The organism is Mucilaginibacter pedocola (genome assembly GCF_002013915.1).
In the GTDB taxonomy this organism is placed as follows: Bacteria; Bacteroidota; Bacteroidia; order Sphingobacteriales; family Sphingobacteriaceae; genus Mucilaginibacter; species Mucilaginibacter pedocola.
In genome coordinates, this window is record NZ_MBTF01000002.1 from 247,886 (window position 1) to 263,069 (window position 15,184).

Genomic DNA, 15,184 nt, shown 5'->3' on the forward strand with positions numbered 1-15,184 from the left:
AAATTCAATAAATAATTTTTTGCGTGCAGAGTATAGAAGATATCCGCAACTTCTTTTTAAAGGGGTATATCGACTACCGGCCCAACCTGGTGGTTGATTGCGCCATATTTGGCTACGATGGCGAACAGTTGCTGGTGCTGTTGGTGAAAGACAAGATCGTGACCAAATGGTGCCTTCCCGGCGGCTACATCCGTAAAGATGAAAGCCTGGAGCAAGCCGCTGCACGCGTAACCGCCGACCGCACGGGCATTGCCAATTTATTTCTGCAGCAGTTTAAAACCTTTGGCGATGTGGGGCGCAACTGCAACAAAGGATCGTGGGATGAAGATAAACTGGCCGAATTGATAGGTGTGAAAATAGATAACGATAACTGGCTGAGCGGCGAAACTGCATCGGTTGGTTATTACGCCGTAACCGATATGCTGAATGCCCAACCCAGCACCGATTTCCTTTCGAGCGAGTGTAAATGGTTCCCGGTAACCGAAGTACCCAGCCTGGGTTTCGACCATGATGAGATGTTTCGCGAAGCCCTGCTGGCCATGCGTATGCACCTTTACCATTACCCTATAGGCAAGGCGCTGCTGCAACAAAAATTTACGTTGAAAGAGATAAGGTTTTTATACGAAGCATTATCGGGTAAAAAGCTGAATGCAACCAATTTTCCTATCAAGCTACAATCGCTTGGCCTACTAACCAAGCTCGAGGAAAAGAAAAGCATAGGCGGGCACCGCTCGCCCACCTATTATAAATTCAATAGCGAGACTTATGAGAAGGCGCTGGATGAAGGGTTAGTGTTGGTATAGTAATCATTTTTCCCTCGCTTCATCATTTATCTCGCGGATAACATCATCAAGCTTAATAATGGTTTCTTTCAGGAATTGTAATATCTGCCGGTTATGCTCGCCGGTAATGGCCTGCTCTTCTACCAGACTTATTAAACCCATTATGCTGGCTACGGGGCTGCGTAGCAAGTGCGAATTTTTGAAGGATACCACGTTCAACTGCCGTACTTTTTCTTTTAACTCATTTTCCAAAGCTACCAGTTTGGTAACATCTTCTACCTCGCGGATGATGGTACAGGTTCCGCAGCCGGGTGTACGCTCGTATATCATCTGCCGCGAATGCAGCCAAATGTAGTCGCCATTTTTTTTGCGCAGGCGCAGCGTCATTTCAAATATCTGACCGTTCTCCGCAGCAAGTATTTGCTCAACCGTATGTTGCACTTTCTCAAAATCATCGGGGTGGATGATGCTTTGGTAGAAATTGGTGCTCAGCGCATCGTATTCTTCCTGCGAATAGCCCAACAAGCGGCGCACTACGCCGCTGGAAAAAACTACTTTTTGGGTAGAAAGGTCGAACGTTTGAAATTCGACGTGTGCAACTTCGAAAAGAGAGTGTAAGAATTTAGGCCCGGTTTCCATAACCTAAATATAATGAGGTTTTTAGGATATCGCACAAAAGGCAAGTTATTTATTGCGGCTATCGCCTGATAAGGGGAGTGCTTGACGATAAAGGCTTTTTCAGCGTACCGCCCTGTTACGCAGCATGCTTAAAAACACAGGTGTAATACCAAGGTAAGACGCGATGTGCTTTTGGGCAATGCGTTGCTCTAACCCTGGGTATTGTTTTTGGAAAAGCGCATATCGTTCTTCGGCTGTTTTAGATAGGTTGGCATTGAGGCGGTATTGGAACAGGCTAAGCCCGTTTTGCGACAGGATGCGAAAAAAGCGCTCGAGCTTAGGTACATCAACGTACAATTGCTCGAGCGCCTGGTAGGTAATGGCAAATACTTCGGTGGTTTCTAATGCGCTGATTCCATAATAGGCAGGCGCATGGTTGCTGAAACTGGCCATATCGCTGGCCCACCAATTTTCGGGGCAAAACAATACGTTGTGTTCTTCGCCATCCTTATCGCGGTTGAATACCCGCAGGCAGCCTTTGTTCACAAACCAAACGTGGCGGCAAACGCTACCCGGCTGTAGCAGGCTGTCGTTCTTCTCTACCACGTGGTGCTGCAAAACCGATACCAGCCGTGCTGTTTCGGCATCGTTCAGTTGCACGTGTATGGCAAAGTTGGCAAGGATGTAATGGAACATGAACGATGTTACTACAATGCAGGCAGAAATCCTACAATCTCCACTATTTTGTTTTCTTCGTTATACACCATATAATCTCTGCCCGCTACATCGCCGGTGCCGGGTAAGAACATCCCCCATGTATAATAGCAATTGCCCTCAAAGTATTCAGGGGAGGTTAGTACCGAAAACCCGATGCCCGGGAATTTTTCATGTGCGCTCAGTATAAGTGCCACTAAATCGTCTATCCCTGTAAACTTGGGTGTGTTTTTGTCGGTATAAGTTACCTGCGGATGGCAGCATGATGTTATTGCGGCTTTTATTTCATCAGCTGTTGTGGTGTTCCAGGCGCTTATGTAGCGCGTAATGGTTTCTGTCATGTTTTTCATAAACCAAAGGTCCGGGTATGCAGCGCCAAAAACGTTAAAGTAGTTTAATAAATGGCGGTTGGGAGCTAAAATTCATGGCTAATTAACCCATCGGTAAATTCGCGTAGAAATACGTGATTGCAAAATATTTCATAAAGGTTAACTGCATCGTATGTAATTTTATGATCTACATCCACAGGTTATGAATACGAACACCCCACAGTTGAACAACGCCGGGCATTTTTATATGGCCGATGTCGACACATTGCTGCACGGCCCCTACAACTCGGCGCGCATGGCTGAAGAACTAAAAAAGATAGATGCGCATGTTGTTGAAGACGATGCTTTGATGAAGAACGCGATAACTTCAATTGCTGTAACGCTTGTGCTGGCGGTTGTAGCCTACATGTTTTATTTCCCTGTGATGTTTTAAAACGCTGCACTCGCTGTGAACTTAAATAAAAAAGCCTCGGGTCCTGGCTGGGACCTGGGGCTTTGTTGTGTTCGGGAGGGGCTAATTACCCTTTCAAATTCTCGGTGAAGAACTCAATTGTGCGCTGCCAGGCCAAATCGGCGGCGGGTTTATCATACCTCGGCGTGGTGTTGTTATGAAAGCCATGGTTCACATTCTCGTAAATAAAAGCCCGGTATGTTTTGTTGTTGGCCTTTAAAGCTTCCTCGTAAGCGGGCCAGCCTCCGGTAATACGGGTATCTAACGATGCATAATGCAGCATCAGCGGTGCGTTAATTTTAGGAACATCGGCAGCTGCAGGTTGCCCGCCGTAGAACGGAACAGCGGCGGCCAGATCGGGCACGCGGGTGGCCATCATATTGGCAATGCCACCCCCGAAGCAAAAGCCAACTACACCTACTTTGCCATTACAATCTTTATGTTTTTTCAGGTATTCAAAGGCGGCAATAAAATCTTCTTCCATCTGGCCTTTATCGCGTTTGCTTTGCATTTCGCGGCCGGCATCGTCGTTGCCGGGGTAACCACCCAGTGGAGTAAGTGCATCTGGCGCCAGCGAAATAAAGCCAGCTAAAGCCGCACGGCGGCCAACATCTTCAATATATGGGTTCAGTCCGCGGTTCTCATGTACCACTATAATACCGCCCAGTTTCTTTTTGGCATCCTTTGGTTTAGATAGCAGGCCTTTAATAGTACCGCCACCTTTGGGTGATGAGTAGTTGATATAACCCGAGCTTAAAGCCGGATCATCAGCTTTAACTTCTGCCGTTGTCTTATAATCGGGCATTAAAAAACTCATTATTGCCGGCACGGTCAGCCCGCCCACAGCGTATAGCGAAAGTTTTTGAACGAAAGAGCGGCGATCCAGCCGGTTGTGCGCATAATCGTCGTACAGGTCAAATACTTCTTGTTTAATGTCTTCTTTATTTATCTGGCTCATAGTTAAGTGGTTTATTCAAATGTAACTAAATGCGGCGCGCGCATACAAGCACAAACTGTAACAGTATCGCTACGCTAATAGTTTGATAGCCCGGGTACTTAGCGCCATAAATTTTAATTTAATTTTTAGGCAATATGCTGTTACAGTTCAGGTACTTAATTCGTAATAGATACAAAACACCACCAACACTATGAAACGACTATTACCTATTCTATCTTTATTGATATTATCATTGGCGGCCTGCATAAAAGAAAACGGTCCGAAAAATGAAACCGGAGGGCCGGACCCTATTCCACCTAAAATACTATCGAGGGATACTCTTACAACAGGCGGGCTTTGGGGGATAAACATTGGCCAAAACAGTGCCGATATTTATACTAATTTGCAAGCCATGCGGGTTGACCGTAGCCTGGGCGGCATGGGTATAGTAAACAATGTTTACAGCAGCCTGGAAGGTCTGGAGAATACGCTACCCTTATATACTTCTGTTTTTTTGGATGAGGCAAAAGGTACCTCTACCGGCGTGCAGATAGGTTTTGCCGATGATAAAGTAAAAACGATATTTAACAACAATGGTGTTCAGTTTAGCCAGTGGCCACAAGGGAATAGTGCTGATGCGAGGGTTACGGTAGGAGACCCGGTGACTGCTGTATACCAAAAATTAGTGAAAATTAAAGCGCAAGGCACCTATGCCAACAAATTCGAGAGGATATCTATCTTTTTTAAAGATATGGCAAAGGCTTACGATCCGCAAATGAGTGCTTCGCCGCAGTGGTATTTCGTTTCTGCCATATCAGAAAAACGCCACCAGCAGTTAACGCTTAATTTTACGGCGGGCAAGCTGGTGTCTATCTATTCGGTAGTTTACGAGTAACAGCCGGTTATTCTAAAATAATGGGAGCGGGGAGGTGCTAAGCACTTGCCCGTTTTTTGTTTAGGTACCTCCTAACAGGCGTATCGTATGCCACCATTACCAGCCAGGCAATGCCAAGTAACAGCAACATACTTATGGGGATGATGTAGCTTAGTTGCGCTATTGTTGGTTTGAATTTGGCGTTGTAGTTGGCAAACATCCAGATAAAGGTGTAATGCGTCATGTAAAGCGGGTACGAAATATCGCCCGAGAAAATGCATATGTTGGTAAGCTTCGGGCTAAGTACAGCACCGGCTCCCAGGGCAACAATTAAAGGGAAATAGATGATTACGATAAATGGTTCGGTAAGCCAGTTCCAAGTGCTGAAGGGGGAAATAAATGCCAGCATCAACAATGCCGCCACGCCAATAAAACCCAGCTTGTTTTTGATGATGATATTATAGCGGAAGATAAGCATACCCGCCAAAAACGAATAAGCGATGCGGATACCGCCATCCCAAAAGGTGCCGCCGCTCCAGCCGCCCATTACATTGCCCGATACTTTGGCCATATAGCAGATACCCACAGCTGCCAGCAGGGTAGGGATGATAAGCCATTTGCGGTTTATCCGGTACAACACCAACGCGTAAATAATATTGGCAATATACTCCCAAAACAGCGACCATGCCGGCGCGTTCAAATTGAACAGGTTGAACCAGCGTTCTGCCACCACCGGGTAAGGTATCATCAAAATACCGCACAGAAATATCAATGCCGTTTTTCCGGCACCGTATACCCCGCCCAACGGTGCAATAGGATCGAAGATGAAACCGATAATGGCCAATACCGAACCCATTACCACCATAGGGTGCAGGCGAATAAGCCTTGCCTTAATGAAACTGCCGAGGCTCATTTTGCCAATGCGGCTATCATAGGCATATGCAATTACAAAGCCGGAGAGGCAAAAGAAAAAATCGACCGCCAAAAAACCATGGCCAATAAAATCCTTACTATAATCGCTATACACCACTTCCATAAAGTGGAAGCAAACCACCGACAGTGCGGCCACGCCACGTAAGCCATCGAGAATGTGAAAATGTTGTTTTGCGGTAGGTACTTGCGGGCTTAATGTGCTCATGTTTGGTTTTTGGGTGCAAAACCAAAAGTATCATTAAAAATTAAAACCCCCACAAGCTAAACGTTGCGAGGGTTTTAAAACTGCAAAATGCCTCCGGCTTCTGCCTAAACAAACATTACATTGTAACGGCTTTTTAAACGCGCGGCCATATACTCAATTGCTTCGGCAGGCGGCGGGCCTTGTGGCGGGGTAATTTGCGGCGCACCTTCTACCGGTGCGCTAAACTCCTTGAAGAAGTTAACGAAATCACCGGGCGTAATGGTAATTATTATTCGTGCTTCCGGGGTTAATACTTCAAAAGCGTGTTCGAGGCCTTTGGGGCCAAAGGCCGCCTGGCCGGCTTTTAAGTACGTCTGTTTGCCGGCAACGGTAACCACTACTTCGCCTTCCAGTATATAAAATGTTTCATCCTCGTGCAGGTGTATGTGAGGCGGTGGTTCCGAACCTTTAGGCAAGCGCATATCTACCATGCCCAGGTTGCCGGCCGACTCTTCGGGGCTTATTAAAATTTCAAAGTATCCGCCGTAATAGCTGCGGAAGGTGGGCACTACGGCCGCTTGGTTCTCTGTTTGAATGTTTTCCATTGTGATGTGTTTTATTTGAACACATGACCAAAGGAGAAACGCTGGTGTTACATCAGAAAAAAATAAATGCCTATTGGCCTTCCAGCTCTATCCACACCGGGCAATGGTCGCTGGTTTTTTCCCAACCACGCACATGGCGGTCAACCGCGGCGGCTTTTAACCTGCCTTCAATACTCGGGCTGAGCAAGAAGTGGTCTATACGCAGGCCGGCATTCCTGCCATAAGCGTTGCGGAAATAATCGAAAAAAGTATAAATAACCTCGTCGGGGTAAAGTTTGCGGATGGCATCTGTCCAGCCTTGGTCTACCAGATTTTTAAAAGCAAGGCGCGTTTCGGGGCGGAAGAGGGCGTCATCCAGCCAGCGTTCGGGTTTGTAAACGTCAAGCTCGGTGGGCATCACGTTGTAGTCGCCCAATAAAACGGCAGGCAAGCCGGATGCTATCAACCCCGATGCATGGCTGGTTAGGCGGTTGAACCAATCGAGCTTGTAATCAAATTTTGGCCCCGGTGCGGGGTTGCCATTGGGTAAATACAGGCAGCCTATTACCACATCATTCACCAAAGCTTCAATATAGCGGCTCTGGATATCCTCCGGGTCGCCGGGCAGGCCTGTACGCAGCTCTTTTATCTCCATGCCGCGCGCCAGTATGGCAACACCGTTCCAGCTTTTTTGGCCGTGCCATATAGCGTTGTAGCCGGCATCGTTAATAGCTTGCAGCGGGAAGTTCTCTTGCGGGGCCTTTAATTCTTGCAGGCAGGCAACATCGGGCTTGGTTTCTTCGAGCCAGCGCAGTAGTACCGGCAGACGGCCGTTTACGCCGTTAACGTTATAGGTGGCAATTTTCATAGGCTTGTTGGCTCCGCTTTGCGGGGACGTTCAAAGCTATCAAAACGTGTTTAAAGATAAAAGCGCCCTGCACAACAGCTATGTAAAAACATTAGGGTATTCTGGCTTTTTTACGCATATTAGGGGTACTCCTAATTGCTATGCGAAAACACCTCACAACATACCGGGTATTGCTGTGCTTTTTTCTTTTATGCCCGTTTGTAACCTTTGGGCAAACCGAAACAACGGCATTGCTTAACAAGCTAAACAAAGCCCGCCTGCAAAGTAATTTTAAAACAGATACCGCCAGCGTAATACTGCTCAACTCCCTTACCGAGAAGTACTTTTACAGCAGTACCGATACCGCACAGTTATTTGTAAAAGAAGCCCTTGCTTTGGCAAAAGCCCAAAAGTTTGAAAAAGGGGTGGCGCTATCATACAACAACACGGCCCGTGTTTATTATATTTTAGGTTCGTATTTCCCTTCGCTTACTGCTGCTGATGATGCCATGGCGGTAAGCCAAAAAATAGGATATAAAACAGGCATTGGCGCTGCCTACAACAACAAAGGGCTTATTTATTTGGCGCAGGATAGGATGCACGATGCTATTTATGAGTTCGGCAAATCATTAAATTATGCGCAACAACTGAAGGATAGCGCCAAATTAGCAGCCAATTATTTCAACATAGGGCTTTGTTACGACGAGATAAAGCAGGTTGATAAAGCCTTCGATTACCTTAAAAAAGGGATGGTAGTTGCCGAAAGAACGAAGAACTGGCATATGTACCAGATGACCCTTAACCGGATGGGCGAAACGTACTATCATGCTAAGAATTACCCGCAGGCATTAAAGCACTACAGCCAGGCCCTCAACTTTAAGCGCTATCAGGACAATTGGGAAAAAGGCTTTGCTTACTCGGGCTGGGGCAAACTTATTACGAATTGGGCCGATACAACGAGGCCATTAATAATACCGAGAAGGGTTTGGCTCTTTCGCTTAGCCTTGATGCCGGCTGGGATGTGCAACGTGCCTACAATATATTGGGGAAAAGCTATGCCGCCATACACGATTATAAAAATGCTTACACAAACCAGGTGCTGTCGAAAAAGTATGCCGATAGTTTGTTCTCTGCATCTAAAGAAATTGAAATAAACTACCTGCATTTACAGGAGAAAAAGGCAGAGAACGTGCAATTGGTTAAGCAGAACCAAATAAGCCGGCAGGCCATTAACCTAAACCGTATGCTTATTGCGCTGATATTGTTAGTGGTGGTATTTTTGGTAGTGGTGTTATTGCTTATCATTCGTAGCAATAAGCATAAATCGGCACTGAACCGCGATTTGCAGGCAAGCAATACTGCCATAGCCCGGCAAGCAGAAGAGATAACCAAACAACGCGAAGCACTTATAGTAACCAATCAGGCCAAAGACCAGGTATTCTCAGTGATAGGGCACGATCTGCGTAGCCCTTTTGCATCAATATTGCAGGCCCTGGAGCTGATCAGATATGGCGGGCTGGAAAAAGAGGAACAGGATATTGTTTTTGAAGGCTTTTATAAACAAGTTACGCTGGTTACCGATATGATAAACAACCTGCTGGTTTGGGCGAATAGCCAGCAAATGGGGCTTAAACTTAGTTTCGAAAAGATCGATCTGACCGAAGCGGTAGCAGAGGTTGTATCGGTGTTTGCCTATTTTTCTAAAAATAAGGATCAGCAAATAAACCACCTGCCGGCAGGCCCGGTATTTATACAGGCAGACCTGAGCCACGTGCGCATTATTTTGCAAAACATTATTGGCAACGCTATTAAATTTACGCAGCACAACGGCACAATAGATGTTTTTTATACCGAAGCAAGCGGTCTATATGCCGTTCATATAAAAGACAACGGCGTTGGGATGTCTGAAGAAAAGCTAAGCAAGTTGTTTAAGGTGAGTGGCAAAGCGATATCGGAACAAGGCACCGATAAAGAAGCCGGTACCGGGCTTGGGCTAATGCTGATAAAACAATTTACAGAAGAGAACGGCGGCCACATGGAAGTGAGAAGCGTGGAGGGCAAGGGCTCGGAATTTATTATTTATTTTAAAGCCGCTTTGTAACAAAAGCAAACACAAAAGCCTCAAATGTAACATCCGAGGCTTGCGTTGGCGGCCATTTGAGGGGGAGACCACCATATATATTGAACCGGTGCTTATTAGGCGGCCAGCAGTTGTTTAATAAACGACAAGTTTTTTTGACGTTGCTGCTCTGCACGGAATTTTTGCAGGTCAGCGTCTATGATCTTTTTCAATTCAAGGTCTAATGCTTTTAGCAGGATGGTGGTTTGTACTGAAGTTTTCATAATTGTTTGTCAGTTTTAGTTTTTCGTAGATACCTAACTATACTAATAACAATGCCAAATTTTAGAGAACGCAAACTACTGTTGAAAATCCCGGTAAGCGTGGACTTTCGTCATTTTAATGTCTGCTAAAACATACACAGGCGCGTGGCGTTTTAGAACAAATGAATATAAATTAAATCAGCCGCCTCCGGCTTTAAACATAGATAACTACATTATGAAATACACAGCATCGCGCCTTTCGGAAGGCAATAAAGTATTCCCTGCCGAGATATATACCGAAGAGAACGGCATCACCATAAAAATACCCGGCTTGTTCAGTGGCGACACTACCACCATTGCTTACGAAAGCATATCGGCCGTGGAGATAGATACGCCCATGATAGGCTATTCCACCATTCGCTTTTACCACAGCGGCAATAAGGTAGAGGCGCACGGCTTTACCAAGCACGATGTAGAAGAAATAAAGGATTACATAGAGAACGGCCGTAGAAGGGCAAGAAGCAACGGTTAAACCAACAGCTACTTTTTTATAATGTGGAAGTATATGAGTTTGCGGGTGGCAAAACCAAGGCTCTCGTAAACGGCTATGGCCCTTGCATTATCGTGCCGTACATGTAATATCGGCACCTCTTCGGCCGCTATAATGCGGTTCACATGGAATTGAAGCAGCTGCTTTGCATAGCCGCGGCCGAGGTAGTCGGGATGGGTGCAAACGGCGCTTATTTCGGCATAATTGAAAATGTGAAGGCGCTGGCCCGCCATGGCTACCAGCTTATCGCCATCGAATATCCCGTAGTAATGCCCGAATTCGATGGTGCGTTCGGCAAAGGGGCCGGGGGCGGTGAGTTTAGTGAGTGCCAGCATCTGCGGGATATCCGCATCGGTAAGTAGCCTAACATTATCCGTCAAAATATCTCCGGGCTTGCCATTGTGTATCATTTGCGGGCATGCTATCGATGCCAGCACCGTCCACGGGGCAGGGATAGCTGTTGCTACATCTGATATATAGCCGAACACCCTGCCTTGGGGTGCTAATTGATACAGCTCATCAAAATCTGCTTCGGCATTATTGCAGAACCCCATGAACGGCGAAACCTCCGGTTGAAAATATTTGATGCGGTTATCTCCTGTTGCCAGATCGCTATTGCCGGATATCAGGGCATTCCAGCCGGGGTTATCTAAAACGTGCTCCATAAAACAAAACTGGCTGCAATACTACCAAAAAGATAGTTAAGCGGGCGGCGTGTAATTAAATGGCGACATAGCGATGACGCGGGCATAAATGATTACATTAGCCACTCTTCGCCCGCTGCCCCCGCAGGCATCAAGAATATCAACCATAAAACCATGAAGAAACTTACCTGCATTATTTTATACCTGGTTTACGCTCTGCAATCGAATGCACAAACAAAAACCCTGCCTGCAAAGCTGGCCTGGTGGAAGCATAACAACCTGCGGGTGATACAAACCAACCTGCCCGATTACGAAGCAGCGACGCTGAACCCCGATTCGCTGGTGGCGGACCTGGTAAATTATTCCGCCAATACGCTTATCATCAATGCAGGTGGCATTATGGCTTTTTATCCTACCAAGCTCGATCTGCAATACACCAACCCCTACATGAAACCCAACACGCTGGGCGATGTAGTGAACAAATGCCACCAAAAAGGTATCAAGGTTATTGTTAGGTTTGATTTTAGCCGCGTGCACGAGAGTATTTTTAAGGCACATCCCGACTGGTGCTATATATCGCCCAAAGGCGAGCGCATCATTAATACCAATATGTATGCGGTATCTATCAATGCACCATACGTACAGGAGGGTGCGTTCCAAATTATGAACGAGGTGATGGATATGTACCCTATCGACGGGATATTTTTAAACATGCCCGGCTACCAGGTAAACAATGCTTACGAGGGCAAATACCTTGGCATCGACCAAAACGAAGCTGATAAAAAACGTTTCTACGAATACAGCAAGGGCCTAACGTTGCCAACAGAAGAAAACCCCGCCGACCCAACCTTTGCGAAGTACCTCGAGTTTAAAAAGTTTACCGGCGATGATTGGTCCAAAAAGCTTTATGACCTTGTGCGGTCGAAACACCGGGATATTGCAATTTGCACTTATACCGAAAAGTATGTGGACATCATCCGCCACGAATCGCAGGCGAATAATGGTGTACCCTATTGGCCGTATACCGCATCGGACAATGTGAATAACGCTACACATTCCTTCCCCAAGCATATCATCAGCAATGCCAGCATCCAGCAGATAGGGTTTCAATCGCGCTATAATGCGGTAGAACCGGGCGAGGTTGCCATTCGTTTGTACGAGAACATTGCCAATGGCTCAGGCTTAGACCTTAGTCTGATGGGCGATATGCGCGGCTACGAAGACGAGCGCAATTTTGAAGTGATAAAAAAGGTTTACGGCTTCCACAAAAAGCACGAAGCTTATTTCGGCAACTACTCGTCCATTGCCAAAGTGGCTTTGATAGCGCCGGGACTTTGGCCGGGTGGGTTAACAGCGCAGGAGTACCGTGGCGTACAACTGATGCTGAAAGAGGCGCATATCCCTTTTGATATTATTGTGAGCGAGCAAATAGAGAACCAGGCCGACAAAATAAAAGGTTATGGCTTGGTTATCCTGCCCGAAACTACCGGGCTTACTCCCGAAGCCTTAAAGGTGCTAAAAGAAGCATTAGCCAATGGCACCAACCTGATAGCTACCAATACCGCCATGAGCGATAACCCGCAAGCCTTGCTGGATATCTTTGGCGCGAAGGTTATTGCTAAAGAATACGATGGAGGCGGCAATTACCTGCAGCCCGATAATGCCGCCATATTTAAAAGGCTGAAACAACAGCGCATGCTGATGTTAAAATTCAACCTCGCGCAATACGACTTTACTGCTGCCGATAGCCATTACCTGCCCATCCTCAGCAAAGGCCGCCCCGGCCCGCCCGAAATTATTGGCGGGCACGAGCCTACGGGTTACTATGCCATGGCACTGAAGAAGACAGGCAAAGGAACGGCTGTGGTGTTACCCTTCAACATTGGCCGCTTGTATTACCAAAACGGTTACCAGGAGCACAAGAACATTTTGTTGGATGTGATAGAGCGCATTTACCCTAAAGCCATGCAGGACGTAGTTACCAACGCCCCAGAAAAGGTTGAAGTAATTGTGCAGCACTACGGCAAAAATACCGCCGGCATGGGCGCTACCAATGATGGTTTAATAACCCACCTCATCAACCTAACCGGTTTTAGTGGTGCCAGTTATTTTGAACCATTGCCGGTGTACGGTATCAAACTAAAAGTTCGCTGCGATTTTAAGCCACGCCAAGTGTTTTCGTTAGCTAACCGCAAGCCTGTAATGTTTAGCTGGCAAAACAGGGTGCTGAGTTTTACGGTTGATAAGCTTGGGGACTATGGAGCGGTTGTGGTGAATAGGTAAACAAAAAACGATGTCATATCGAGGAAAGCGAAGCGACGAGATATCTTGTTGGATGATGCATGAACTCCATGCATTATCGCTTTGCATAATGGCATTGCAAGATTAACAAGTTTTCTCTTCGCCCTCTCGCGCGTTCCTCCCCGCTGCTCATCGAAATGACAATTTTTTATAAACTTCGCTTACACCACCTCCAGCAAATGAAACCCGTAAGGCTTTATAACAAGGTATTCCTCGTTATTGCCAACGGTAAATTCCTGCACAGTCCAATGGTCGTAAAGCTTTTCTAAATCATTGCTGTGTTCTCTAAAGGCATACCATGTTAGAAATGCTTCCCCGGCGCTGAAGTTGAAAACGCAGAATAATTGCTGCCCGTTCAGTTTGCGCAGGTAGCCGGCTACGTGTGTGTTGTAGGGTGTTAGCCAGGTGAGGTTTTTATAGTCGGCAACTACGGGTAGCTTGCGGCGGATGCCGGTGAGTTTTTGCGTGCCGCTGAATATGCGCTGCTCGGGCGTGCCGGGTTTGTCGGCTTTTTTGTTTTTCTTCCAATCTATGACGGGGCGGTGCATCCAGCGGTTGTCGTAGCTTTTGCCGGGGTCGGTTAGGTACGAGTAATCGTTGGTGTAACCCAGTTCATCGCCATAAAAAAGCATCGGCACACCGCCTAAAAAGAAGCTGTGCGCCTGCATCAGCAATATTTTATCAATGGCGGTATCGGTGGCTGTTTTGTCTTTATCGTTAATAGCTTTCTCTAACCCGCAAAGCGAAGCCAGCGAGCCGCTTATCCGAGCATCGCCTGTTTTGGGGTTGATGGAGAATAAAGCGCCAGTGCTCGGGCTTCCCGGAAATTTACCGGAATAGTATTCCCACAAATATTTGCGGTGATGGTAAGGGTCGTAACCACCCGCCTCTATCATATCATTATCATAAGCCAGCCCAATATCATCATGACAGCGGGTGTAGGTTATCCACGATGCCCCTAAGGGTTTTTTAGAAAGCTCGTGTTGAGCCGCCAGCATTACGCGGGTATTGCCCGTTGCCAGCATATCCCATTGCAGCGCCATTTGCGTAGCATTGTAAGCAAAATCGCACTCTTTGGCAGTAAACAGGCCCGTGCCAAAGTATTTCATTATTTCGCGCGGGCCAACAATAGCTTCGCCCAATACCGCCATGCCAGGCGTGGCTACGGTTACGCATTGTTTTATCAGGCGCAACAGGCTGTGGGTTTGCGGAAGGTTTTGGCAACTAGTGCCTATCTGTTTCCACATAAAGGCCGGTGCATCTATACGGATGATATCGACCCCCAAATTGGCGTAGTATAGCACATTGCCCACCATCTCCACCAAAACAGCTGGGTTGGTATAATTCAGGTCCCACTGGTAGCTGTGGAACACATTCATTACCCATTTATCCAATTCGGGCACAAAGGTGAAATTGCCTGGCGAACTTTCGGGGAATATCTCGGGCATGTGCTGTTCAAAAGCCGCGGGGATAGGGCTGTCGGCATCGTACATGTAAAAATAATCCTGGTATTTGGCGTCGCCCTGTTTGGCTTTCTCCGCCCATTGGTGGCGGTGCGAGGTATGGTTCAGCACAATATCCAGCATCAGGTACATGCCGTTATCCATCATTTTTTGCTGCAGGCCCTGCAAATCTTTAGTGGTGCCGAAGCGCTTATCCACCTTGCGGAAATCAGACACAGCATAGCCGCCGTCGCTTTCGCCCTCGGGGCTTTCAAATATGGGCAGCAGGTGCAAAAAGTTTACGCCCAGTTTGTCAAAGTGGCCCAGCTTGTTGCCCAGGTTTTTCAGGGTGCCGCAAAAGCGGTCAACATATAGGCTCATGCCGGTAATATCGTTGCTCAAAAACCAATCGCCCAACGCGGCTTTCTCTTCGTCTTTTTGTTTCAGTTGGGGCGAACGCTCAAGGTGGGTTTTTATTAACCCGTCTATCAGCGCTTCGAACATGCTTTCGCCTGCGGGATGCTTGCTGTATAACTCGCTGTATAGTTCGTAAATGGTATCGGCACTGGTGAGCAGGCGTACGTAAAAGGCATTATCGGTACCGGCTATATCCAGCTTGTTTTTTTGTACGGCGGCGTTAATAAGCCGGTGTAAATGCGCGTTGTACATGGT

The 15,184-nt window shown here is 46.9% G+C and carries 17 protein-coding genes; 7 read left to right on the forward strand and 10 right to left on the reverse strand.

Going from position 1 to position 15,184, the window contains the following annotated elements:
• The first annotated feature begins 23 nt into the window (after window positions 1-23).
• Window positions 24-803, forward strand: a complete 780-nt coding sequence (locus BC343_RS05415) for an NUDIX hydrolase (protein ID WP_078346712.1) — start codon at window positions 24-26, stop codon at window positions 801-803.
• A gap of 3 nt (window positions 804-806) precedes the next feature.
• On the opposite strand, the gene BC343_RS05420 is transcribed toward BC343_RS05415, so the two are convergent.
• The 3 genes from BC343_RS05420 to BC343_RS05430 all read right to left on the reverse strand — a co-directional run bounded on the left by BC343_RS05420 (window position 807) and on the right by BC343_RS05430 (window position 2,464).
• Window positions 807-1,421, reverse strand: a complete 615-nt coding sequence (locus tag BC343_RS05420; protein ID WP_078346713.1) for a PAS domain-containing protein — start codon at window positions 1,419-1,421, stop codon at window positions 807-809.
• A gap of 99 nt (window positions 1,422-1,520) precedes the next feature.
• Window positions 1,521-2,096, reverse strand: coding sequence for a Crp/Fnr family transcriptional regulator (locus BC343_RS05425; RefSeq protein WP_078346714.1), 576 nt, complete (start codon window positions 2,094-2,096; stop codon window positions 1,521-1,523).
• An 11-nt stretch (window positions 2,097-2,107) separates the two neighbouring features.
• Complete coding sequence (locus BC343_RS05430) at window positions 2,108-2,464, reverse strand: nuclear transport factor 2 family protein (protein WP_078346715.1); 357 nt, start codon at window positions 2,462-2,464, stop codon at window positions 2,108-2,110.
• Window positions 2,465-2,645: 181 nt separating this feature from the next.
• Between BC343_RS05430 and BC343_RS05435 the strand changes: the two genes are divergently transcribed.
• Window positions 2,646-2,876: a hypothetical protein gene (locus BC343_RS05435; protein WP_078346716.1), complete on the forward strand. Its 231-nt coding sequence runs from the start codon at window positions 2,646-2,648 to the stop codon at window positions 2,874-2,876.
• 85 nt (window positions 2,877-2,961) lie between these two features.
• Here the strand turns inward: BC343_RS05435 and BC343_RS05440 are convergent, their stop codons facing one another.
• On the reverse strand, window positions 2,962-3,852 hold the full coding sequence (locus tag BC343_RS05440; protein WP_078346717.1) for a dienelactone hydrolase family protein: 891 nt from the start codon (window positions 3,850-3,852) through the stop codon (window positions 2,962-2,964).
• 190 nt (window positions 3,853-4,042) lie between these two features.
• Here BC343_RS05440 and BC343_RS05445 point away from each other — a divergent pair, with 190 nt between their 5' ends.
• Complete coding sequence (locus BC343_RS05445; RefSeq protein WP_143822072.1) at window positions 4,043-4,726, forward strand: hypothetical protein; 684 nt, start codon at window positions 4,043-4,045, stop codon at window positions 4,724-4,726.
• Window positions 4,727-4,763: 37 nt separating this feature from the next.
• Here the strand turns inward: BC343_RS05445 and BC343_RS05450 are convergent, their stop codons facing one another.
• The 3 genes from BC343_RS05450 to xth form a co-directional block, all read right to left on the reverse strand.
• Complete coding sequence (locus BC343_RS05450) at window positions 4,764-5,843, reverse strand: acyltransferase family protein (protein ID WP_078346719.1); 1,080 nt, start codon at window positions 5,841-5,843, stop codon at window positions 4,764-4,766.
• Window positions 5,844-5,947: 104 nt separating this feature from the next.
• Window positions 5,948-6,427, reverse strand: a complete 480-nt coding sequence (locus tag BC343_RS05455) for a cupin domain-containing protein (RefSeq protein ID WP_078346720.1) — start codon at window positions 6,425-6,427, stop codon at window positions 5,948-5,950.
• Between the two features lie 70 nt (window positions 6,428-6,497).
• Window positions 6,498-7,274, reverse strand: a complete 777-nt coding sequence (xth, locus tag BC343_RS05460) for an exodeoxyribonuclease III (protein ID WP_078346721.1) — start codon at window positions 7,272-7,274, stop codon at window positions 6,498-6,500.
• Window positions 7,275-7,414: 140 nt separating this feature from the next.
• Here xth and BC343_RS31520 point away from each other — a divergent pair, with 140 nt between their 5' ends.
• Window positions 7,415-8,407 (forward strand): tetratricopeptide repeat protein, encoded by a 993-nt coding sequence (locus BC343_RS31520; RefSeq protein WP_078346722.1) that lies wholly within the window; start codon window positions 7,415-7,417, stop codon window positions 8,405-8,407.
• 467 nt (window positions 8,408-8,874) lie between these two features.
• Window positions 8,875-9,354: a sensor histidine kinase gene (locus tag BC343_RS31525; RefSeq protein WP_238381709.1), complete on the forward strand. Its 480-nt coding sequence runs from the start codon at window positions 8,875-8,877 to the stop codon at window positions 9,352-9,354.
• Window positions 9,355-9,449: 95 nt separating this feature from the next.
• Here the strand turns inward: BC343_RS31525 and BC343_RS30935 are convergent, their stop codons facing one another.
• Complete coding sequence (locus BC343_RS30935) at window positions 9,450-9,596, reverse strand: hypothetical protein (RefSeq protein WP_156088735.1); 147 nt, start codon at window positions 9,594-9,596, stop codon at window positions 9,450-9,452.
• A gap of 214 nt (window positions 9,597-9,810) precedes the next feature.
• On the opposite strand from BC343_RS30935, the gene BC343_RS05475 reads away from it, so the two are divergent.
• A complete protein-coding gene (locus BC343_RS05475; RefSeq protein WP_078346782.1) occupies window positions 9,811-10,107 on the forward strand; it encodes a PH domain-containing protein in 297 nt (98 codons plus the stop codon).
• Between the two features lie 8 nt (window positions 10,108-10,115).
• Here BC343_RS05475 and BC343_RS05480 read toward each other — a convergent pair whose 3' ends face one another.
• Entirely contained in the window at window positions 10,116-10,790 is a 675-nt protein-coding gene (locus tag BC343_RS05480; protein ID WP_078346724.1) for a GNAT family N-acetyltransferase, read from the reverse strand.
• A gap of 153 nt (window positions 10,791-10,943) precedes the next feature.
• Here BC343_RS05480 and BC343_RS05485 point away from each other — a divergent pair, with 153 nt between their 5' ends.
• Window positions 10,944-13,052: an alpha-amylase family protein gene (locus BC343_RS05485; protein WP_078346725.1), complete on the forward strand. Its 2,109-nt coding sequence runs from the start codon at window positions 10,944-10,946 to the stop codon at window positions 13,050-13,052.
• 179 nt (window positions 13,053-13,231) lie between these two features.
• Here BC343_RS05485 and BC343_RS05490 read toward each other — a convergent pair whose 3' ends face one another.
• Entirely contained in the window at window positions 13,232-15,181 is a 1,950-nt protein-coding gene (locus tag BC343_RS05490; protein WP_078346726.1) for an amylosucrase, read from the reverse strand.
• Window positions 15,182-15,184: the final 3 nt, after the last annotated feature.

Bases quoted from the DNA above. Each gene is read 5' to 3' on its own strand.
- BC343_RS05420 (WP_078346713.1), bottom strand. From the start codon at position 1,421: ATGGAAACCGGGCCTAAATTCTTACACTCTCTTTTCGAAGTTGCACAC.
- BC343_RS05425 (WP_078346714.1), bottom strand. From the start codon at position 2,096: ATGTTCCATTACATCCTTGCCAACTTTGCCATACACGTGCAACTGAAC.
- BC343_RS05430 (WP_078346715.1), bottom strand. From the start codon at position 2,464: ATGAAAAACATGACAGAAACCATTACGCGCTACATAAGCGCCTGGAAC.
- BC343_RS05435 (WP_078346716.1), top strand. From the start codon at position 2,646: ATGAATACGAACACCCCACAGTTGAACAACGCCGGGCATTTTTATATG.
- BC343_RS05440 (WP_078346717.1), bottom strand. From the start codon at position 3,852: ATGAGCCAGATAAATAAAGAAGACATTAAACAAGAAGTATTTGACCTG.
- BC343_RS05445 (WP_143822072.1), top strand. From the start codon at position 4,043: ATGAAACGACTATTACCTATTCTATCTTTATTGATATTATCATTGGCG.
- BC343_RS05450 (WP_078346719.1), bottom strand. From the start codon at position 5,843: ATGAGCACATTAAGCCCGCAAGTACCTACCGCAAAACAACATTTTCAC.
- BC343_RS05455 (WP_078346720.1), bottom strand. From the start codon at position 6,427: ATGGAAAACATTCAAACAGAGAACCAAGCGGCCGTAGTGCCCACCTTC.
- xth (WP_078346721.1), bottom strand. From the start codon at position 7,274: ATGAAAATTGCCACCTATAACGTTAACGGCGTAAACGGCCGTCTGCCG.
- BC343_RS31520 (WP_078346722.1), top strand. From the start codon at position 7,415: ATGCGAAAACACCTCACAACATACCGGGTATTGCTGTGCTTTTTTCTT.
- BC343_RS31525 (WP_238381709.1), top strand. From the start codon at position 8,875: ATGGGGCTTAAACTTAGTTTCGAAAAGATCGATCTGACCGAAGCGGTA.
- BC343_RS30935 (WP_156088735.1), bottom strand. From the start codon at position 9,596: ATGAAAACTTCAGTACAAACCACCATCCTGCTAAAAGCATTAGACCTT.
- BC343_RS05475 (WP_078346782.1), top strand. From the start codon at position 9,811: ATGAAATACACAGCATCGCGCCTTTCGGAAGGCAATAAAGTATTCCCT.
- BC343_RS05480 (WP_078346724.1), bottom strand. From the start codon at position 10,790: ATGGAGCACGTTTTAGATAACCCCGGCTGGAATGCCCTGATATCCGGC.
- BC343_RS05485 (WP_078346725.1), top strand. From the start codon at position 10,944: ATGAAGAAACTTACCTGCATTATTTTATACCTGGTTTACGCTCTGCAA.
- BC343_RS05490 (WP_078346726.1), bottom strand. From the start codon at position 15,181: ATGTACAACGCGCATTTACACCGGCTTATTAACGCCGCCGTACAAAAA.